Origin of the sequence: Streptomyces yerevanensis (assembly GCF_000716805.1) — a bacterium.
Taxonomy (GTDB): domain Bacteria; phylum Actinomycetota; class Actinomycetes; order Streptomycetales; family Streptomycetaceae; genus Streptomyces; species Streptomyces flaveus.
In genome coordinates this window covers 122,596-142,096 of sequence record NZ_JNWJ01000012.1, presented here as the reverse complement: position 1 = coordinate 142,096, position 19,501 = coordinate 122,596, and the positions used below count along the sequence as shown (strand labels likewise).

Annotated in this window: 16 protein-coding genes; 8 read left to right on the top strand and 8 right to left on the bottom strand. The window is 69.0% G+C overall.

What is annotated here, in order from left to right:
- Positions 1–30: 30 nt before the first annotated feature.
- Positions 31–774 (bottom strand): ABC transporter permease, encoded by a 744-nt coding sequence (locus tag OP79_RS15250; RefSeq protein WP_033320722.1) that lies wholly within the window; start codon positions 772–774, stop codon positions 31–33.
- A complete protein-coding gene (locus OP79_RS15245; protein WP_033320721.1) occupies positions 767–1,735 on the bottom strand; it encodes an ABC transporter ATP-binding protein in 969 nt (322 codons plus the stop codon). The genes OP79_RS15250 and OP79_RS15245 overlap by 8 nt, the downstream gene beginning before the upstream one ends.
- A 132-nt stretch (positions 1,736–1,867) precedes the next feature.
- On the opposite strand from OP79_RS15245, the gene OP79_RS15240 reads away from it, so the two are divergent.
- On the top strand, positions 1,868–2,620 hold the full coding sequence (locus OP79_RS15240; RefSeq protein WP_033320720.1) for a TetR/AcrR family transcriptional regulator C-terminal domain-containing protein: 753 nt from the start codon (positions 1,868–1,870) through the stop codon (positions 2,618–2,620).
- Between the two features lie 154 nt (positions 2,621–2,774).
- Here OP79_RS15240 and OP79_RS15235 read toward each other — a convergent pair whose 3' ends face one another.
- A complete protein-coding gene (locus OP79_RS15235) occupies positions 2,775–4,043 on the bottom strand; it encodes an MFS transporter (protein WP_106972390.1) in 1,269 nt (422 codons plus the stop codon).
- Between the two features lie 415 nt (positions 4,044–4,458).
- Here OP79_RS15235 and OP79_RS15230 point away from each other — a divergent pair, with 415 nt between their 5' ends.
- The 3 genes from OP79_RS15230 to OP79_RS55270 all read left to right on the top strand — a co-directional run bounded on the left by OP79_RS15230 (position 4,459) and on the right by OP79_RS55270 (position 7,884).
- On the top strand, positions 4,459–5,370 hold the full coding sequence (locus OP79_RS15230; protein ID WP_033320719.1) for a sulfite exporter TauE/SafE family protein: 912 nt from the start codon (positions 4,459–4,461) through the stop codon (positions 5,368–5,370).
- Between the two features lie 188 nt (positions 5,371–5,558).
- Positions 5,559–7,352: an AMP-dependent synthetase/ligase gene (locus OP79_RS15225; protein WP_033320718.1), complete on the top strand. Its 1,794-nt coding sequence runs from the start codon at positions 5,559–5,561 to the stop codon at positions 7,350–7,352.
- Between the two features lie 382 nt (positions 7,353–7,734).
- Positions 7,735–7,884, top strand: coding sequence for a hypothetical protein (locus OP79_RS55270; RefSeq protein ID WP_157857316.1), 150 nt, complete (start codon positions 7,735–7,737; stop codon positions 7,882–7,884).
- 83 nt (positions 7,885–7,967) lie between these two features.
- Here OP79_RS55270 and OP79_RS15215 read toward each other — a convergent pair whose 3' ends face one another.
- Positions 7,968–8,657 carry a class I SAM-dependent methyltransferase gene (locus OP79_RS15215; protein ID WP_033320716.1) on the bottom strand — a complete coding sequence of 230 codons (690 nt, stop codon included), beginning with the start codon at positions 8,655–8,657 and terminating at the stop codon, positions 7,968–7,970.
- 86 nt (positions 8,658–8,743) lie between these two features.
- On the opposite strand from OP79_RS15215, the gene OP79_RS15210 reads away from it, so the two are divergent.
- From OP79_RS15210 to OP79_RS15195, 4 genes are all read left to right on the top strand, one after another.
- Complete coding sequence (locus tag OP79_RS15210; protein ID WP_033320715.1) at positions 8,744–9,688, top strand: aminoglycoside phosphotransferase family protein; 945 nt, start codon at positions 8,744–8,746, stop codon at positions 9,686–9,688.
- A gap of 60 nt (positions 9,689–9,748) precedes the next feature.
- Positions 9,749–10,480, top strand: coding sequence for a class I SAM-dependent methyltransferase (locus OP79_RS15205; RefSeq protein ID WP_033320714.1), 732 nt, complete (start codon positions 9,749–9,751; stop codon positions 10,478–10,480).
- Between the two features lie 539 nt (positions 10,481–11,019).
- Positions 11,020–12,030, top strand: a complete 1,011-nt coding sequence (locus tag OP79_RS15200) for an arabinan endo-1,5-alpha-L-arabinosidase (RefSeq protein WP_051744672.1) — start codon at positions 11,020–11,022, stop codon at positions 12,028–12,030.
- Positions 12,012–13,448 (top strand): family 43 glycosylhydrolase, encoded by a 1,437-nt coding sequence (locus OP79_RS15195; RefSeq protein WP_033320713.1) that lies wholly within the window; start codon positions 12,012–12,014, stop codon positions 13,446–13,448. Before OP79_RS15200 ends, OP79_RS15195 begins: the two co-directional genes overlap by 19 nt.
- A 258-nt stretch (positions 13,449–13,706) precedes the next feature.
- Here OP79_RS15195 and OP79_RS15190 read toward each other — a convergent pair whose 3' ends face one another.
- The 4 genes from OP79_RS15190 to mmsA all read right to left on the bottom strand — a co-directional run bounded on the left by OP79_RS15190 (position 13,707) and on the right by mmsA (position 19,489).
- A complete protein-coding gene (locus OP79_RS15190; protein ID WP_078491802.1) occupies positions 13,707–15,449 on the bottom strand; it encodes a pyridoxal phosphate-dependent aminotransferase in 1,743 nt (580 codons plus the stop codon).
- 122 nt (positions 15,450–15,571) lie between these two features.
- Entirely contained in the window at positions 15,572–16,693 is a 1,122-nt protein-coding gene (locus OP79_RS15185; protein WP_051744671.1) for an aldose epimerase family protein, read from the bottom strand.
- A gap of 4 nt (positions 16,694–16,697) precedes the next feature.
- Positions 16,698–17,942, bottom strand: coding sequence for a multiple monosaccharide ABC transporter permease (mmsB, locus tag OP79_RS15180; RefSeq protein WP_033320711.1), 1,245 nt, complete (start codon positions 17,940–17,942; stop codon positions 16,698–16,700).
- Positions 17,939–19,489 (bottom strand): multiple monosaccharide ABC transporter ATP-binding protein, encoded by a 1,551-nt coding sequence (gene mmsA / locus OP79_RS15175; RefSeq protein WP_033320783.1) that lies wholly within the window; start codon positions 19,487–19,489, stop codon positions 17,939–17,941. The genes mmsB and mmsA overlap by 4 nt, the downstream gene beginning before the upstream one ends.
- Between the last annotated feature and the right edge of the window lie 12 nt (positions 19,490–19,501).

Genomic DNA, 19,501 nt, shown 5'->3' with positions numbered 1-19,501 from the left:
GGCGCCGGGTCGGCGACCCCGGCAACACGCCTAAGCCGTACGCCGCTTGAACAGCGCTCCTGAAGCGGCCGCCGAGGCGGCGAGGATGCCCGTGCACCAGGCGAGCGCCACCCACCCCGTCGAGCCCACCGGCTGCCCGAGCAGCAGTCCGCGTACCGCCTCGATGACATGGGTGACGGGCTGGTGGGCGGCGAAGCCCTGGAGCCACGACGGCATGGTGTCGGTTGGCACGAAGGCGCTGCTGGGGTAGGGCAGGAAGCTCACGAAGAAGGTGAAACCCCCGGCTGCCTCGGGGGACTTGACGAGCAGGCCCACCGCGGCGGACAGCCAGGAGAGTGCCGCGATGTAGGCGACCAGGAGGCCGATCGCGGCGAGCCAGCCGCCCGGGCCGGCCGAGGGGCGGAAGCCGATCGCGAAGGCGAGCGCGAAGACCAGGGCGGTGGCGATCAGGTTCCGGGCCGTGGAGGCGAGGACGTGGCCCGCCAGGATGGGGGTGCCGCCGATGTCGAGGGACCGGAAGCGGTCGATGATGCCGCCCTTGAGGTCCTCGGTGACGGCCACGGCGGTGCTGGCCGAGCCGAAGCCGGCGCACAGCAGGAGGACGCCGGGGACGACGTAAGTGACGTACTTCGTACCGGTGTTGATGGCTCCGCCGAAGAAGTACACGAAGATCAGGAGCAGCATCACCGGGAGCGCCATGGCCATGATCAGGGCATCGACGTTGCGGCGGCTGAGCCGGACGGAGCGGCCGGTCATGATGAGTGCGTCAGACATGGCTGGGCTCCTGGTGTGCGGGCTGTGTCGGCTTCGTGAGGGTCAGGAAGACGTCGTCGAGGGTGGCCGTGTGCAGCGAGAACCGTTCGATGGCCGTGCCGTCGGGGTCCAACGCGTCGAGCAGCGCCCGCACTTGGGGCGCGCCGCCGTCGGTGGGGAAGCCCAGGGTGCGGGTCTCGGGCTCGCTGTACGCCGCCTGTGACACCAGGCGCAGATAGGCGGCCGGGTCGGTCAGGACGACGTCGAGGCGGTGGCCCGCGACGCGCCGCTTCAGCTCCTCGGAGGTGCCCTCGGCGACCAGCTCGCCGCGGTGGAGCACGGCGATACGGTCCGCCAACCGGTCGGCCTCCTCCAGGTACTGGGTGGTCAGGAAGACCGTCGTACCCCGCGCCGACAGCTCGCGCACCACGCTCCACAGCTCCTGGCGGCTGCGCGGGTCGAGGCCCGTCGTCGGCTCGTCCAGGAAGATCACTTCGGGTTCGCCCACCAGGGACGCGGCCAGGTCCAGGCGCCGCCGCATGCCTCCCGAGTACGTCTTGACCAGGCGGTCGGCGGCGTCGGCGAGGTCGAAGCGGTCGAGGAGTTCGGCGGCCCGGGTGCGTGCGGCGGCGCGGGAGGTGCGGGCGCCGCCGTGGGTGCGGGCGAGCCGGGCCATCATCCGCAGGTTCTCCGCGCCGGTCTGCATCTCGTCGACCGCCGCGAACTGGCCGGTGAGGCTGATCGCGCGGCGGGCCCGGGCCCGCTCGGTGCGCAGGTCGTGCCCGGCGACCCTGGCGGTGCCCGCGTCGGCCTCGGTGAGCGTGGCCAGGATGCGCACGATGGTGGTCTTGCCCGCGCCGTTCGGGCCGAGCAGGGCGTGCACGGTGCCGCGCGGCACCGTCAGGTCGAGACCGCGCAGGACCTCGACCTTTCCGTAGGTCTTGCGGAGGCCGGTGGCCTCGATGGCGGGTGCGTCGGGCATGGCCTCGCCTCTCCATGACTACTTACTGCGTAACCCTTACGCATTACTGTGTAAGGGTTACGCAGAACTAGGATGTACGTCAAGCCGGAGGCCCGAGGAACGGTCCCGGATGCGCAGAGGGAGGCGACGCGGATGGCGGCGGCGGACGAGGACACCGGCCTTCCCGCGAGCCTCGCGACGGCCTGGGGTTTCAGGGCCCGCCCCTCGAAGGGGCCGAAGCCGGGGCTCAGCCTGGACCGCATCGTGGCCGCGGCGGTGGGCGTCGCGGCCGCCGAGGGCGTCGGGGCGGTGTCGATGGGGCGCGTCGCCAAGGAGCTCGGCGCCTCGCCGATGTCGCTCTACCGGTACGTCGGCGCCAAGGACGAGCTCTACATCCTGATGCAGGAGGCGGTCACGCCCGCGCCCCCCGAACCGCTGCCCGAAGGGTCCGGCTGGCGCGCGGGCCTGACCCGGTGGGCGAGGGCGCAGCGGGCGTTCTTCTACGAGAACCTGTGGCTCCTGCGGATCCCGGTCTCCGGGCCGCCCGCGAGCCCCAAGTCGGTGGCGTGGATGGAGTCCGGCCTCGCGGCCCTTGACGGCACCGGGCTCGACGAGGGCACGAAACTCGGCGTGATCATGCTGGTCAGCGGCTATGTGCGCAACGAGGCGACGCTGATGTCCGAGCTGGACGCCGCGTACACGGCGAGCGGCCACACCCCCGAGGAGGTCCTGCGCCGCTACCAGCGCACCCTCGCCACCCTCACCGACCCCGAACGCCACCCGGCCGTCACGCGCGTCCTCGAATCCGAGGCCCTGGACCAGGCGGACGAGCCGGACGCGGACTTCGAGTTCGGACTCGGGGTCGTGCTCGACGGGGTGGCGGCGCTGATCGCGCGGCGCGGTTAGGGAGTTTCTTCCGGATCACCAATCCGCGCCATGACCGACGTACCGCAATGACGATCCGTTCGCAAGGGGCGGGCTCGCACAGGGAGTCGTCCGAGATGCGCAGATGAGAGTAGATCTGCTGAAGAGGCGGGGCGCCCGTTGCAGGTCATGGAGTTCAGGGCGCCCTGCGGTTCGTGGACGAACCCCGCCGTGTGGCCGGCGGGTTCGGCGCCGTGGTTTCCGCGGGCGCGGACGACTTCGGCACGTCCGGTGATGAGTCCCGCAGACCGCCGAGCGCCAGGACCGTCATCACCACCGCGGCCCCCGCCGCCACACCGAAACCGCCGTGCGCACCGCCCGCGTCCACCACCCGCCCCGCGACCGCGGCGGCGCCCGCTGATCCTGCCGCGCTTGCGGAGTTGCCCCAGGTGAACGCCTGGGTGAGGACGACGCGCGGGACCGACGACTCTGTGAGGACGGAGGCGAGGATCAGCAGAACCGGCACGGCGAGCCCGGTCAGGGCGAGGGTGGCGCCGACCGCGAGGGGTGCGTCGAGGAAGGTCAGCGGGAGGCTCGCGAGGGTGAGGCAGGCGGCGGCTGCGGCCTGGCGGCGCCGGGGTGAGCCGCCGTGGCACCATGCTCCGTAGGCCCAACCACCCACCAAATTGGTGCAGTTGGAGGCGAAATAGAGCAGCGCCGCCGCGTCTGGCGTGCCGCGTCCGACGGCGTACGCGGCGACGGACACCTGCATCGCGCCGAAGAACACCCCGAGCGCGAGGCCGAGCGCGACCTGCCGCAGGAATGCGGAGCGGAGCAGGGCGCGTCCGGCGTGCCGGCGTTCGGCGCGGCCGGTGAGGGGTGGCATGGTGCGGCGCTGGGCGGCGAGGGCGAGCCCGCCGCCGACGACGAGCGCGGCGGCGAGCAGCACCCCGGCGCCCGGGCGGCCCGCCGCACCGAGGACGCTCACCAGGGCCGGGCCGGCCAGGTAGGACACGCCGTTGGCGAGGGCCTCCAGGGCGAAGGCGGTGGGCAACGCGGCAGCCCGTTCGCCGGACAGCAGGGCGGACCAGCGAGCGGCGGACAGGGCACTGAGCTGGGGCAGCGTTGCCCCGACGAGCACTCCGGCGACGAGGTCCGGAACGGCGCCGACGAGCAGCAGCGCCACGGCCCCGGCATGTGCGCCCAGCGCGCAGGGAAGCACCCGCGCCTGCCCGAACCGGTCGACAAGGCGCCCGATCTGGGGCCCGGCGACGGCGTCCGCGACAGCGAACCCGCCGGTGACGAGACCCGCGGCGGCATACGACCCGGTGCGTGCGTGCACCAGCCAGACGATGCCGATGCCCGTCATGGCGATGCCCAGACGCCCGACAGCGGCGGGAAGGAAGAAGGCCGCGGCACCCGAAGTGCGCAGCAAGGTGCGGTAGTTCGCCGAAGCCGAAGGCACGGCGCATCCCTTTCGCTGCCCGGCGGGACGCGCCAACGGGGTCGTCGGCGTCCGGATGTGCCGACCCGTGGCTGCGCCTGAAGTCGTCCAGTGGTGACGTGGAGCGGGGACGCGCACTCCACGCCCACTCCGTCACCGGGCAGATGTCACGCGGTAGTTGATGACCTCATCGAGCGTAGAGGAACGGCGCGCAGAAACGAACAAGGGAGCAGTCACGGTCGAGCATGGCAGTGACGCCTGCCTCACTCGGTCTGACGACGATCGTGGAGCACAGCACCGTCGGGGTGTCGGAAGTCGCCCGACTCCAAGGCGTCTCCACATCGTTTTTAACTTCTTCTCAGCTTGAACCACTACCGTCGGCCCGTCGATCCCTACTGAGTCGGTAGGAAAGCTAGGAAAGGCGGGACGGACTCGTATGCGCACCCTGGTACTGCTCGCCTTGGCGGGCCTCGGTGCCCAACTGGTCGACGGCAGCCTGGGCATGGCCTACGGCGTCACCTCGAGCACCCTGCTGCTCGCCATGGGCACCAACCCGGCCGCGGCCTCGGCCACGGTTCACCTCGCGGAGATCGGTACGACGCTGATGTCCGGCGCCGCGCACTGGCGGTTCGGGAACGTGGACTGGAAGGTCGTCGCCAAGATCGGGGTGCCGGGGGCGGTGGGCGCGTTCCTCGGTGCGACCGTTCTGTCCCAGCTGTCCACCGCGGTCGCCGAGCCGGTGATGTCGCTCATCCTGCTCGGGCTCGGGCTGTACGTGATGTCCCGGTTCACGCTCCGCGGCATGCCCAAGGGCAATCTCGGCAAGCCGCTGCGCAAGAGGTTCCTGTCGCCGCTCGGGGTGGTCGCCGGGTTCCTGGACGCGACGGGCGGGGGCGGCTGGGGGCCGGTGGGTACGCCGGCGCTGCTGGCCAGCGGGCGTATGGAGCCGCGCAAGGTGATCGGCTCCATCGACACGAGCGAGTTCCTGGTCGCGGTGGCGGCGAGCCTGGGTTTCCTCTTCTCGCTGGGCTCGCAGGGCCTCAACTGGGGCTGGGTCGCGGCGTTTCTCCTCGGCGGGCTGATCGCGGCGCCGATCGCGGCGTGGCTGGTGCGGCTGGTTCCGCCGCGCGTTCTGGGGTCCGCGGTCGGGGGCGTCATTATCGTGACGAATGTCCGTACGCTGCTGAAGAGCGACTGGGTCGGCGCGTCCAGCTCGCTGAGCACTCCCGTCTACGTACTCCTGTACGCGCTGTGGGCCGCCGCCCTGACGTACTCGATCCGCGCGTACCGCAAGGAGCAGACGGCGGAGACCGAGTCCGCCGAGGAGCGGCGGCCCGTCGCGGCCTAGGCCAGGCAGACCGTGGAGTCGACGTTCACCTCCCAGGCGTTCAGGCCCTTCGCGTCGGCCTCGGCCTGCAGTCGGGCTCAACCTGTACCTGTACCTGATCCTTACTTGTTGGTAGCCTCCGGGCCGTCAGCACCCAGCCTCCGCTGCGGCGTTCCCCTCCGTGGCCACGCCGACAAGGAGCAACGGTCTTGCGCGAGTTCAGTGTTCCGGCCTTGTACGACGTTCCGTCGGACGGCAACCTGGTGGACATCATCCTCCGCAACGCCGCCCAGTATCCCAACCGGGCCGTGCTCGCCCGCAAGGTCTCGGGCGAGTGGCAGGACGTCACCGCCACGGAGTTCCTCGCCGAGGTCCGCGGTGTGGCCAAGGGCCTGATCGCCTCTGGTGTGCAGCCGGGTGACCGGGTCGCCCTGATGTCGCGCACCCGCTACGAGTGGACGCTGCTGGACTTCGCGATCTGGTGTGCGGGCGCGGTCTCCGTTCCGGTCTACGAGACCTCCTCGGCCGAGCAAGTCGAGTGGATCACCAGTGACTCGGGCGCGGTGGCGTGCCTGGTCGAGACCGAGGCGCACCAAGCCGTGGTGGAGGCGGTGCGGCCACGCCTGCCCCTGCTCAAGCACCTCTGGCAGATCGAGGCGGGTGGCATCAAGGAACTCGTCGCCATGGGCCGTGATGTGGCGGACGCTCAGGTCGACGAGCACGCCTCGGCGGCCGGCCCCGACTCGGTGGCCACGATCAACTACACCTCCGGCACCACCGGCCGGCCCAAGGGCTGTGTCCTCACCCACCGCAACTTTCTCGCGGAGTGCGGCAACATCATCGCCCGCAACACCCCCCTGTTCCGCGAGGACTCCTCCATCCTGCTCTTCCTGCCGCTCGCGCACGTCCTGGCCCGGGTCGTCGAGGTCGGGGCCATGGCGGCACCGGTCAAGGTGGGACACGTCAGCGACGTCAAGAACGTCACCGAGGAACTGGGGAAGTTCCGGCCCACCTTCCTGCTCGGCGTACCGAGGGTGTTCGAGAAGGTGTACAACTCGGCGCGTGCCCAGGCCCGGGCGGGCGGCAAGGAGAAGATCTTCGAACTCGCCGCGGACACGGCCATCGCCCACAGCCGGGCGCTGGAGACACCGTCCGGCCCCGGGGTCGGGCTCAAGCTGAAGCACAAGGTGCTCGACCGGCTGGTCCTCAGCAAGCTGCGCGCGGTCCTCGGCGGCCGGACCACGCACGCCCTCTCTGGTGGCGCCGCGCTCGGCGAACGTCTGGGCCACTTCTACCGCGGCCTCGGCCTCACCGTCCTGGAGGGCTACGGCCTCGCCGAGTCCTGCGCCGCGACCACCCTCAACCCGTACGACCGCCAGAAGATCGGCACGGTGGGCCTGCCGCTGCCGGGCAGCTCGGTGCGCATCGCCGACGACACAGAGATCCTGCTGCGCGGCGAGCACATCTTCAACGGCTACTGGAACAACGAGACGGCGACCGCGGCAGCGCTGGTCGACGGCTGGTTCCACACCGGCGACCTGGGGTCCCTGGACGATGAGGGCTACCTCCGCATCACCGGCCGGAAGAAGGAGATCATCGTCACCGCGGGCGGCAAGAATGTCGCCCCGGCCGTGATCGAGGACCGTATCCGCGCCCATGCACTGGTCGCCGAGTGCATGGTGGTCGGCGAGGCCAAGCCGTTCGTCGGGGCGCTGGTGACACTGGACGGCGAGTTCCTGCCACGCTGGGCCGCGCAGCACGGCAAGGCGGAGGACATCCCGGTGGCGCGGCTGCGCGAGGACCCCGAGCTGCTCGCCGAGATCCAGCGCGCCATCGACGATGGCAACGCGGCGGTGTCGAAGGCGGAGTCGGTGCGGAAGTTCCGCATCCTCGATGTCCAGTTCACCGAGGCATCCGGCCATCTGACTCCGTCCCTCAAACTGAAACGCCACGTGGTGATGCGGGACTTCGCCGACGAGATCGAGGCCATCTACGCACCCTGAGTCATGCCGAAGGGCGTCCACTCGACAACGAGTGGACGCCCTTCGGCATGTCCGGTTATCGGCCCTGGCCAGGGGGCCTAGGGGCGCTGCCTCAAGCGGTCGACGATCGCCCACTCCACCGTGTGCGACAGCTGGATGTACGTCTTCTTCCCGGACCGCGAGGTCCGCTCGCCACCGCCGCCGTCGTGCACGCCTGGCGGCGCCTCACCAAAATGGGATCCCCGCCTGTCGCTGCTGCCGCACGCGCCGCCTCATGGCCGCACCGGGGATGGCGACCGCGAGCAGGACTGGGATCGCAGCGGCGATCCCGACCCAGAGAACGAGGGCGAGGTAACCGAGGGCAGCGTTCCGAGTGTCCGCGTCCGCAAGTACAAGGAAGACAATGCTCACCACGAGCGCAACCACCATGAAGACCGCGATGATGACTGTGAGCCAGGTGAGAATGCGGGCCCGTCGCCGGTACATGGCGCTGACCGGCCAGGCCTGCGGTGGCGCGTACGCCCAGGGCGCACCGGGCATCTGGGCCGGGTGAGGGGCTGGCTGCTGATCAGACATGGGGCCCAGTTCTACTGTGCGCGACCCCGAAACACCACCCTCACCGCCGCAGCGCGCCGCCTATTCGGAGGCTGCCACCTCGTCAGGGTCGTAGTGGGACGCGACCGCAGGCTGGCCCGTGTAGTTCGGGCCGGCGGCCGGGTCGGCTCCCAGGTAGCGGAAGGGGAGCCTTCTGCTGCGTGCCCCCTGGAGCGTGAGGCGATGGTGGCGGGCGCTGTAGCGGAAGCCGACTGTGCGCAACGCTGTCACGGCAGCCCGCCCGGCAGGTGAACCGTCGGCCCAGCGGATCGAGTCGGGGTCGAAGTGGGCGAGCAGCAGGCCGTCGGGAGCGAGCCAGGAGGCGGCCCCGGCGAGCAGGCCGAGCTGGTCGCCGACGTAGTGCAGGCCGTGCACACAGGTGATCAGGTCGTACGTCCGTTTCGGTGCCCAGTGCGAGACAGAGGCGATGACCAGTTCCACCGTGGGCGGTGTCGGCACAGGGACGAGCGGCCCCACCAGGTCGACGCCGGTGAGTACTGCGTCGGCAGGCAGAGCGGACGCGGCCTGGTGCAGGGCGCGGCCCTCGCCGCAGCACAGATCGAGCCACGACGGGGCGGTGGCGCGCTCTGCCAGGTACTCGAGGGGGGCGAAACCGAGCTCACGGGCGTAGCTGTTCACACCGGCCAGACCGCGCTCGCGGTTCATCGCGTTGTTGGCGACCACGGGTGATCGTTCCAACTCGGTCGCGGAGACCAGGTGAGAAGTCGTCATGGGGCCATTGTCCCGGGCACGGCTCCCACCACCCAGTGCCCTTGCGGGGCAGTGAGGGGCGGTCTGCTGGGGCGTAAGGTGTCCGGATGATCCGGATACCAGAGGTGTTCGTGCGGAGCACCGTCGAGCGAGAAGGCGAGCCCGGAGCGGCGTGGCTTGCCGAACTGCCCGGGATCGTGGGCGAGTTGCTGAGGCGCTGGGAGTGTGTGCCCGACGGTGACGTCATGCATGGCGGGGTCGGGGTCATCGTCCCGGTGCGGCGGCGGGACGAGGGCGCCGCTGTGCTGAAGGTGTCGTTCCCGCATCCCGGCAACGTCCATGAACCGGACGCGTTCACGGTGTGGGGCGGGCGCGGGGCCGTCCGGCTGTACGAGCGTGACGACGAGCGGTTCGCGATGCTGCTGGAGCGGGCCCGGACGTCGACTCTGGCCGAGGTCGAGGACGACGACGAGGTGGTGACGGTGGCCGGGCGGCTCAACCGCCGCCTTGCCGTCCCCGCACCGCCCGGGCTGCCCCGGTTGCGTGAGCAGGCCGACGCCTGGGAGGAGCAACTGTGCAAGGACGCCGGGGAGTTGCCGCACACCCTGCCGCGTCATGTGCTGGACGCCGCTCTGGCGACCATCCGCGAGCTGGGCCGCACCCAGCCGGACACCGTCATCCATGGCGACCTGCACGCCCGCAACATCCTGCGCGCCGACCGCGAGCCCTGGCTGGCCGTCGACCCGAAGGGCTACGCGGGCGATCCCGCCTACGACGGCGGCACGTTGCTCAAGGCGGGCGCCCTGCGGCTCCTCGAAGCGGACGACCTGCGCAAGGCGGTTCGCCGTGTGCTGGACGTGTTCGCCGAGGCCGCGGAACTCGATCGCGGACGAGTGCGGCGATGGGCCCAACTACACGCGGTCCAGGCCGCGTTCCATGGTCGTCGCCACGGATTCCGGGTCGCCCGCAGCGGACCACGACTGGACTGGCTGACCGAATTCGTGGACGGCCTGGCGGAGTTGCTCACGGAGGCAGCCCCCGACCCATGCTGACCCCGTCGGCCGCCGAAAACGAGCGGCAGTCGAGTGTCATCTCCGGATACGTTCGGTCGCATGGCTGACGAGTTGTTCGGGCATCCGCGGCTCGCTGCGATCTACGACGCCGTTGATTCCGATCGCCGCGATCTCGATGCGTACGTCCGTGTGGTCGAGGAGTTCGGGGCGCGTCGGGTGCTGGATGTCGGTTGTGGGACGGGCGTGTTCGCGCTTCGGCTGGCCGATCGTGGGATCGAGGTCGTCGGTGTTGATCCTGCCGCCGCGTCCCTCGATGTGGCCCGGGCCAAGCCGGGTGGCGAGCGGGTGCGCTGGATCCATGGCGATGCAACTGCGCTTCCGTCGCTGCGAGTTGACCTCGCGACCATGACGGGGAACGCCGCCCAGGCCATCGTCGACCCCCAGGTCTGGCAGGAGACCCTGCGAGGGGTCCATGACGTGCTGCGGCCGGGCGGGCGGTTCGTGTTCGAGACCCGGGATCCCGCGAAGCGCGCCTGGGAGGCGTGGAACCGGGAGGCCTCGTACCGCGTTACGGAGATTCCGGGCGTCGGCGCTGTCGAGCACTGGGTCGAGTTGATCGAAGTCAGCGAGCCTCTGGTGACGTTCCGCTCGACCTATGTGTTCGCTGCGGACGGGCAGGTGATGACCTCGGACTCGACCCTGCGATTCCGTGAACGGGAGGAGGCGGAGGTGGAGTTGGCCGCGCTGGGGTACGTGGTGGAGGACGTTCGGGACGCGCCTGACCGGCCAGGGCTGGAATTCGTCTTCGTCGCGCTACGCCGCGGGGGTTGATCCCCAAAAGCGTGAGCGCTTCTCCCCGTGGTGTTCACGCATTGCTCGTTTGAGTGCCTGAAGGGCATCTTCCTGCTTTCTGTTCACGATTTTCGGGGGGTACGGGTCATGGGTCCACCATGCGTGGACGATCTGGGGTACGTGCGTCCGCGTGGGACCGTCCCGACGGTCGTCCTGCCGGGCGGCACACCATGAGCCGTCCTTCAAGGCCGGCCAAGGGTTCATGCTCCGCCGGAGCCGGAACCGGAGCCCTTTCGCCACGCGGTCGCCTACGGCTGCGGCTCACACCACCGCCGTAGGCGCCAGTTCGCGTAGTTCGCGCAGTCGGCCCGCCGACCCAGCCGCCCCCGCCGTGACGTCAAGCCGCTTGTGCGACCGGTGAGTTGTCGAAGGCCGTTCGATGACCGGTGTAAGGGAAGTTGCTGCGCAAACCGTTGACGCGCAAGGGGTTCGATTCTACGGTCCGTTCGAAGTCGTGACCGCTGTTCAGGATATCGAACGACCTCCGTAGATCGACCCCCACTCGTAGGAGGATCCGCGTGAGCCGCACCTCCCGAAGAACCGCTCGCAGAACCCCTGGGCGAACCCCCCGCAGAACCACCCTCCTCGCCATTCCCGCCGCGATCCTGCTCGCCCTCGTCCCGAGCACGGCGTCCGCGTACCCGAACCCCGGCCGCGTCACCGGCGACATCGTCACCCATGACCCGACGATGATCCGCACCTCGTCCGGCCAGTACCTGCTCTACGCCACCGGCGGCGGCATCTCCAGCAAGACATCCGGCGACCGCACCGCCTTCAGGAACGGCGCCGACGCCTTCTCCAGCAAGCCCAGCTGGTGGCGGAACTACTCCTCCGTGCCGGAGGCCTGGGCGCCCGACATCTCGTACCACGGCGGCAAGTACCTGATGTACTACTCCGTCTCGTCCTTCGGCTCCCAGAACTCGGCGATCGGGCTTGCGACGTCGACGACCGGCCAACCGGGCAGCTGGAGTGACCAGGGCGTCGTCTACACGTCGAGCTCGTCGACCGACTACAACGCCATCGACCCGAACCTCTTCGTGAACGACGACGGCAAGTGGTGGCTGTCGTTCGGCAGTTGGTGGACCGGGATCAAGATGATCCAGATCAATCCGTCCACCGGGAAGCAACTCTCCTCCAACACCACCCGGTACTCCCTCGCGTCCCGCCCGACCGGGACCAAGGCCGTCGAGGCGCCCTACATCGTCAAGCGCAACGGCTACTACTACCTCTTCGCCTCGTACGACACCTGCTGCGCCGGCACCAGCTCCACGTACAAGGTCAAGGTCGGCCGCGCCACCAGCATCACCGGGCCGTACCGCGACAAGAACGGCGTCGCCATGATGAACAACGGCGGTACGCCCGTGCTGGAGTCGCACGGCCGGTACATCGGCCCCGGTGGTCAGTCGATCATGAACGACGCGGACGGCGACCTGATCGTCTACCACTACTACGACGGCCAGGACAACGGCACTCCCAAGCTCGGCATCAACCTTCTGAACTGGAGCAGCGGATGGCCCGTCGCCTACTGACCCTGCTGGCGGCCCTGCTGCTCGCGCTGTCCTTCGGGCAGTACTCCGCGAGCGCCGCCTCCTTCACGAACCCGGTCAAGGCCCAGAAGGGCGCCGACCCCTGGATCTCGTACCACAACGGCAACTACTACCTGGTGACGACGAGTTGGACGGACGCCATCACCATCCGCAAGTCGCCGACGCTCGCCGGTCTGTCGAGCGCGCCGAGCATCCAGGTGTGGACGGGTGACGCGGCCTCGCGCTGCTGCAACATCTGGGCGCCGGAGCTGCACTTCCTGAACGGCCGCTGGTACCTGTACTACGTCGCGGGCCAGAACGTCTCCGACTACATCCCCACCCAGCGCACCCACGTGCTGGAGAGCGCCGGCTCGGACCCGATGGGCCCGTACACGCACAAGAACCAGCTGGGCAGCACCTGGATGCTCGACCCGACCGTGGCGACCATCAACGGAAGCCTGTACCTGTTCGGCAGCGCGAGCGGCGGCGGTACGCAGAACCTGGTCGCCGCCCGGATGTCCAACCCGTACACGGTCAGCGGCTCCTTCACGACGATCTCCACGCCCACGCACGACTGGGAGCGCTCGGGCGCCCCGGTCAACGAGGGCCCCGAGATCCTCCAGCGGAACGGGACGACACGGCTGATCTACTCGGCGAGCGGCTGCTGGACCCCCGACTACAAGCTCGGCCAGCTCACCCTCACCGGCTCCAACCCCCTGGCCGCCGCCTCCTGGACGAAGAAGTCCACGCCCGTCTTCCAGCGCAACGACGCCAACGGCGTCTACGGGCCCGGCCACCACGGCCACTTCAAGTCGCCCGACGGCGCCGAGGACTGGTTCGTCTACCACGCCAACGACCAGGCGAGCGAGGGCTGCGACAACGGGCGTACGGCGCGGGCGCAGAAGATCAGCTGGAACTCGGACGGTACGCCGAACTTCGGTACGCCGGTGAGGCTCGGCGCCTCGCTCCCCGGGCCCTCGGGGGAGCCGTCCGCCGCCTCGACGACGTACACGGTCGTCAACCGCAACAGCGGCAAGTGCCTTGATGTGGCGGGCAGTTCCAGCGCCGACGGAGCCAATGTGCAGCAGTGGGCGTGCAGCGGCGGCAACAACCAGCGCTGGCGTCTGGAGGACCTTGGCGACGACACACACCGTCTGGTGAACGTCGCCAGCGGCAAGGTGCTGGACACGGCGGACTGCTCCTCGGCCGACGGCGCCGACCTGCGCCAGTGGTCGTGGCTGAACAACACCTGCCAGCGGTTCCGGTTCCACGCCACGAGCGGCGGCTACGTACGGATCGTCAACCAGGCCACCGGCAAGGTCGCCGACGTCACCGACTGCTCCACCGCCGACGGAGCGGACGTACGGCAGTGGGCCTGGCTGAACAACAACTGCCAGCAGTGGCAGCTACGACCGGCCTGAGCGGCCTTGATGAAGTCCGGTGCGGTATCCGCGCCCCTAAAGGAGGCCGCAGGCCTTCCCTTTTAGGGGCGCGGGGAACTGCGCGACCAGCCCCAACGCACCCGCAGTTTAAAACCGCCCAACCCAGCGGAGCGCCACGGCCGGGAGGACATGGGACCTGCTGGCGAAGGTCCTGGGCGACTCGCCCGATCCTCCCGGCCGGCGGAGGCCTCGTCGCGGGAAGAGCGAGGCCTCCGGGCAACCGGTCCGGCTCGTCGGTCAGCCGACCCGGTTGTTCGCGGGCGCTTCCGGCCAAGGGGTGCCGCGGGACGCGGCGGCGGCCGGCCAGCGGGTGGGCTGCGGCATCGGCTGCGGGCCGGGCTGGGCGACCGGCGTGAGGCCCGGCTGCTGCTGTTGGGGCTGAGGCTGGCCCACGGGGGTCAGCCAAGGTTCCTGCTGGGGCTGGCCGTTCGCGGCCACCGGGCTCAGACCCGGCTGCTGCTGGGGTTGACCCGCGCCCACGGGACTCAGACCGGCCTGCTGCTGGGCCTGAGCCATCGCGGTCATCGGCTGCTGCTGAGGCTGTTGGCCTTGCTGACCAAAACCCTGCCCCTGCCCCTGCCCCTGCCTCTGCCCCTGTCCCTGCCCCATGGCGCCCACAGCGGTAAGCAGCCCCTGCTGCTGCCGCTCCTGAGCCACGGGCGCCAGTTGAGGTTGCTGTTGCTGTTGCTGTTGCGGCCACTGGGCGACCGGCGCCAACTGCGGCTGCTGTTGCCGCTGGTCCTGCCCCTGCCCCTGGGCCGCGGCCGCGAGGCCCTGCATGCCCGATCCGTTCGTGGAGCTGACGAGCCGGTCCACGGCCGCCGTACCCGAGCTGTAGTTGTTGTTCGGCTCGGGCACGGCGGCTCCCCTCCTGGACCCGTAGAGCACCGACTCCAGGCCGGACACCAGGCGACGCACATCCACCTGAGGCCGGACCACGAGTCGCAGGAAGCGACTGGACGAGCCGATCTTGTTGCCGCACTCGCGGACCAGGATCCGGTGCTCGGTGAGCAACTGATCCCGGACCACGGTGCCCTCGGCGCCCACGGGGAGGCGCACGAAGAGGAAGTTGCCCTGGGACGGATACACGGTCAGACCGGGCAGCTGGGACAGCTGGCGGGCCATGTCGAGGCGGTCGCGGCGGACCTGGTGCAGGCTCTCCAGATACTCGGCGCCATGGTCCCGGAGCATGAACACCACAGTCTCCGCGAAGGAGTTGAGGTTCCACTTCGGCAGCATGGAGCGGATCTTGCCGGCCAGGGACGGGTTGGCGACCAGGTAGCCGAAGCGGATGCCGTGCAGGCCGAAGTTCTTGCCGAGGCTGCGCAGCACGACCACGTTGGGGCGCATCACCGCGTCCTCGACGACGCTCGGCTCGGCCTCCGCGTCGGCGAACTCCAGGAACGACTCGTCGATGATGATCAGGTCCAGATCGGCGAGGGCGTCGCAGAAGGCGAGGATCGTCTGGCGGGGCAGGAAGCCGCCGTCGGGGTTGTTCGGGTTGCAGATGACGGCGACCCGGCTGCCGCGGGAGCGGATGAACTGGATGTACTGGGCCGGGTCGAGGGCGAAGCCGTTGCTCTCCTGGAGCGGGAACATGTCGACGCGCTTGCCGGTCTCCATCGGCTGGTCGGTCCAGCGGCCGAAGGTGGGTACGGGGATGGCCAGGGACTCGCGGACCAGCAAGTGGTCGATCCAGGTGATCAGTTCGGTCGATCCGTTGCCCATCGCGACACACTGCGGGGGCAGTTGGAGCAGATTGCACAGCTCACCGGTGATGGTGTCGGCGCTGCTCGGGTAGAACGTGATGATCTCGCGGAGCCGGTGCGTCAGCTCGTCGAACATCGCGGGCGTCGGAAAGTACGGATTGCACGGGATGCAGAAGTCCAGCGGACCCGACTCCCCGCTCTCTCGTGCCAGCGCGGCCATCGAGGGGCTGTGCGCGCCGGTGCGGAAAAGCGAGGTGACGTTGTCGGCCATGGACCCTCCGTCCGTGGGGGCGGCCCGCGCGGACATGATGCGGGCCGCCCTCTTGTACGGGCGAAAATGGGGCTGTGTTCAACTGATGGGAAACCTGGGGAGATTTGTTCTCCCGGAACGTTTCAGCGGCCGAACGAGTGGACAGTCGCCGAGCGGTACGTCTGGCCCGGCCGGAGCGTGGTGGACGGGAACTCCGGCTGGTTCGGCGAGTCGGGGAAGTGCTGGGTCTCCAGGCACAGCGCGTCGCCCTGGCGGTACACGGTGCCGCCGGTGCCGACGAGCGTCCCGTCGAGGAAGTTCCCGGAGTAGAACTGCACGCCCGGCTCGGTCGTCGAGATCGACAGGGTGCGGCCCGACGACGGGTCGCTCAGCGTCGCGATGTGCTCGGGCTCGGCCGTGACGCCCTTGTCGAGCACCAGGTTGTGGTCGATGCCCTGCGCGTGCAGCAGCTGCTGGTGCGCCCCGCGGAGGTCCCCGCCGACGGTCTTCTTGACGCGGAAGTCGAAGGGGGTGCCCGCGACGGGGGCAAGCTCACCGGTGGGGATGAGGCCCTTGCCGACCGGGGTGTAGCGGGAGGCGGCGATCGTCAGCTCGTGGTCGTGGATGGAACCGCTGCTCTCGCCCGCGAGGTTCCAGTACACGTGGTTGGTGAGGTTGACGACCGTCGTCCGGTCGGTGGTGGCCTCGTAGTCGATGCGCCAGTCGCCCTGCTGGGTCAGGGTGTACGTGACCTTCGTCTTCAGCGTGCCGGGATAGCCCATCTCGCCGTCGACGGACGTGTGGTGCAGGTACAGGCCGACGTCGGAGCCCTCGGTGAAGGGCTCGATGTCCCACACCCGCTTGTCGAAGCCCTCGGCGCCGCCGTGCAGGCTGTTCTCGCCGTCGTTGACGTCCACCTGGTACGCCTTGCCGTCCAGGGTGAACTTGCCCTTGTCCAGGCGGTTTCCGTACCGGCCGATCAGTGCGCCGAAGTACGGGCTGGAGGCCACGTAGTCCTCGATGTTGGCGAAACCGAGGGACACGTTCGCGTACCGGCCGCGGCTGTCGGGGATCTCCAGGGACTGGACGATGCCGCCGTAGGAGAGGACCTTCAGGCGTGTGCCGCCGTTCTCCAGCGACCAGCGGTAGATCTTCGTCCCGTCGGCGAGCTTGCCGAAAAGCTCCTTCACCGGCTTCCTGCCTCCTGTGGCCGTGGGCGGACATGGGTACGGGGGCCCACAAGGGCCCCCGTACCTCGTACAGATGGATTTACGAACCGACCTTGCGCTTGTTCCACACGTCGAAGCCGACCGCTGCCAGCAGCACGACGCCCTTGATGACCTGCTGCCAGTCGGTGCCGACGCCGACGAGGTTCATGCCGTTGTTCAGCACGCCCAGGACGAGGCCGCCGATGATGGCGCCGAGGACCGTGCCGACGCCGCCGCTCATGGAGGCGCCGCCGATGAACGAGGCGGCGATCGCCTCGAGTTCGAAGTTGAGACCGGCCTTGGGCGAGGCCGCGTTGAAGCGGGCCGCGAAGACCATTCCCGCCAGGGCTGCCATCATGCCCATGTTCAGGAAGACCAGGAAGGTGACCTTCTTGTCCTTCACACCCGACAGCTTGGCCGCGGGCAGGTTGCCGCCGATCGCGTACACATGGCGGCCGATGACGGCGTTGCGCATCACATAGCCGAAGCCGACGACCAGCACACCGAGGATCAGCAGCACCACCGGAGTGCCCTTGTAACTGGCGAGCAGCATCGTGACGGTGAGGATGGCGGCGACCAGCGCGACAAGCTTGAGGATGAAGAGCTTGGCCGGCGGCACGTCCAGGGCGAACTCCTGCTGACGCTTGCGGTCGCGCATCTCCTGGAGCACCACGAACGCGATCAGCGCGAAGCCGAGCAGCAGGGTGAGGTTGTGGTAGTTGGTGTTCGGGCCGACCTCGGGCAGGAAGCCGTTGGCGACCTTCTGCAGCCCCTTCGGGAACGGGCCGATGGTCTGGCCCTCCAGGAAGATCTCGGTCAGACCGCGGAAGAGCAGCATTCCGGCAAGGGTGACGATGAAGGACGGTATCCCCAGATACGCGATGAAGAAGCCCTGCATCGCGCCTGCGGCCGCTCCCAGCGCCAGGCACATGACCACGGCCACTGGCCAGGCGATGTCGTTGTTGACCATCAGTACCGCGGCGATCGAGCCGACGAACGCGGTGAGCGAGCCGACCGACAGGTCGATATGGCCCGCGATGATGACGAGCATCATGCCGATCGCGAGGATCAGGATGTAGCTGTTCTGCAGCACCAGGTTGGAGACGTTGCGCGGCAGGAGCAGGTCGCCGTCGGTCCACACGGCGAACAGCGCCACGATCAGGCCGAGGGCGATCAGCATGCCGTACTGCCGCATGTTGCGGCGCATGCCGTCCAGCATCAGCTTCAGCAGACCGTCGTCCGCAGCCGATCCGCTCTTGCCCGGCGGCGCGCCGGCCGGGGTCTTGGCGGTCACATCCGTGCTCATCGTGTTACCTCTTTGTCCTTTGTCATCTGACGCATCAGCACTTCCTGCGAAGCCTCGGCCCGCGAGAACTCACCCGTCAGTCGTCCCGCGGCCATGGTGTAGATGCGGTCGCACATACCGAGCAGCTCGGGCAGCTCGGAGGAGATGAAGACGACCGCTTTGCCCTCGGCCGCCAATTTGTCGATGACCGTATAGATCTCGAACTTGGCACCCACGTCGATGCCACGCGTCGGCTCGTCCAGGATCAGCACATCCGGACCCGCGAAGATCCACTTGCTGAGGACGACCTTCTGCTGATTGCCGCCGGACAACTTGCCCACCGGCTCGAAGACCGTCGGCGCCTTGATGTTCATGGACTTGCGGAAGCCCTCGGCGACCTGGCGCTCCTCGTGCTCGTCGACGACCCCGCGCTTCGAGACCTTGTTCAGGGCGCTCAGCGAGATGTTGCGGTTGATGGTGTCGATGAGGTTGAGCCCGTAGTGCTTGCGGTCCTCGGTGACGTACGCGATCCCGTGCTTGACCGCCTCCGGGACGGTTTTGGTACGGATCTCCTTGCCGTCCTTGAGGACCGTGCCGCCCGCGTACCGGCCGTACGTGCGCCCGAAGACGCTCATCGCGAGTTCGGTACGGCCCGCCCCCATCAGTCCCGCGATCCCGACGATCTCCCCGCGCCGCACGGAGATCGACACGTCGTCGACCACCTTGCGCTGCTGGTCGATCGGGTGGTGCGCGGTCCAGTTGCGGATCTCCAGGGCGGGCGCCGCACCCTCCTCAGGGTGATGCGGCGTCCGCTCCGGGAAGCGGTGTTCGAGATCGCGGCCGACCATGCCGCTGATGATCCGGTCCTCGGTCGTCTCCGGAGCCTTCACGTCGAGCGTCTCGATGGAGCGCCCGTCGCGCAGGATCGTCACCGAGTCCGCGACCTTGCGGATCTCGTTGAGCTTGTGGGAGATGATGATCGAGGTGATGCCCTGCTTCTTCAACTCCAGGATCAGATCCAGGAGTTTGCCGCTGTCCTCGTCGTTCAGAGCCGCGGTCGGCTCGTCGAGGATGAGCAGCTTCACCTTCTTCGACAGCGCCTTCGCGATCTCGACGAGCTGCTGCTTGCCCACGCCGATGTCGGCGACGCGGGTGTCGGGGTGCTCGCCCAGTCCGACTCGCCGCATCAGCTCGGAGCCGTGCTTCAGCGTCTCGCTCCAGCTGATTAGCCCGCGCGTGGCGTGCTCGTTGCCGAGGAAGATGTTCTCCGCGATGGAGAGATACGGCACCAGGGCAAGCTCCTGGTGAATGATCACAATGCCGTGCTGCTCGCTCGCCCTGATGTCCTTGAAGGAGCAGAGCTCACCCTCGAAGAGGATGTCTCCTTCGTAACTGCCGTGCGGGTGGACGCCGGAGAGGACCTTCATCAAGGTCGACTTGCCGGCGCCGTTCTCCCCACAGATGGCATGGACCTCGCCCTGCTGGACGGTCAGTGTGACGTCCGACAGCGCTTTGACGCCGGGAAAGGTCTTGACGATCGAGCGCATTTCCAGGACGGGTCCCGCCATGGTCGTGCCTTC

Excerpts from the sequence above, each read along its gene's own strand:
- OP79_RS15250 (WP_033320722.1), bottom strand. The coding sequence starts at position 774 with ATGTCTGACGCACTCATCATGACCGGCCGCTCCGTCCGGCTCAGCCGC.
- OP79_RS15245 (WP_033320721.1), bottom strand. The coding sequence starts at position 1,735 with ATGCCCGACGCACCCGCCATCGAGGCCACCGGCCTCCGCAAGACCTAC.
- OP79_RS15240 (WP_033320720.1), top strand. The coding sequence starts at position 1,868 with ATGGCGGCGGCGGACGAGGACACCGGCCTTCCCGCGAGCCTCGCGACG.
- OP79_RS15230 (WP_033320719.1), top strand. The coding sequence starts at position 4,459 with ATGCGCACCCTGGTACTGCTCGCCTTGGCGGGCCTCGGTGCCCAACTG.
- OP79_RS55270 (WP_157857316.1), top strand. The coding sequence starts at position 7,735 with ATGCTCACCACGAGCGCAACCACCATGAAGACCGCGATGATGACTGTG.
- OP79_RS15215 (WP_033320716.1), bottom strand. The coding sequence starts at position 8,657 with ATGACGACTTCTCACCTGGTCTCCGCGACCGAGTTGGAACGATCACCC.
- OP79_RS15210 (WP_033320715.1), top strand. The coding sequence starts at position 8,744 with ATGATCCGGATACCAGAGGTGTTCGTGCGGAGCACCGTCGAGCGAGAA.
- OP79_RS15205 (WP_033320714.1), top strand. The coding sequence starts at position 9,749 with ATGGCTGACGAGTTGTTCGGGCATCCGCGGCTCGCTGCGATCTACGAC.
- OP79_RS15195 (WP_033320713.1), top strand. The coding sequence starts at position 12,012 with ATGGCCCGTCGCCTACTGACCCTGCTGGCGGCCCTGCTGCTCGCGCTG.
- OP79_RS15190 (WP_078491802.1), bottom strand. The coding sequence starts at position 15,449 with ATGGCCGACAACGTCACCTCGCTTTTCCGCACCGGCGCGCACAGCCCC.
- mmsB (WP_033320711.1), bottom strand. The coding sequence starts at position 17,942 with ATGAGCACGGATGTGACCGCCAAGACCCCGGCCGGCGCGCCGCCGGGC.
- mmsA (WP_033320783.1), bottom strand. The coding sequence starts at position 19,489 with ATGGCGGGACCCGTCCTGGAAATGCGCTCGATCGTCAAGACCTTTCCC.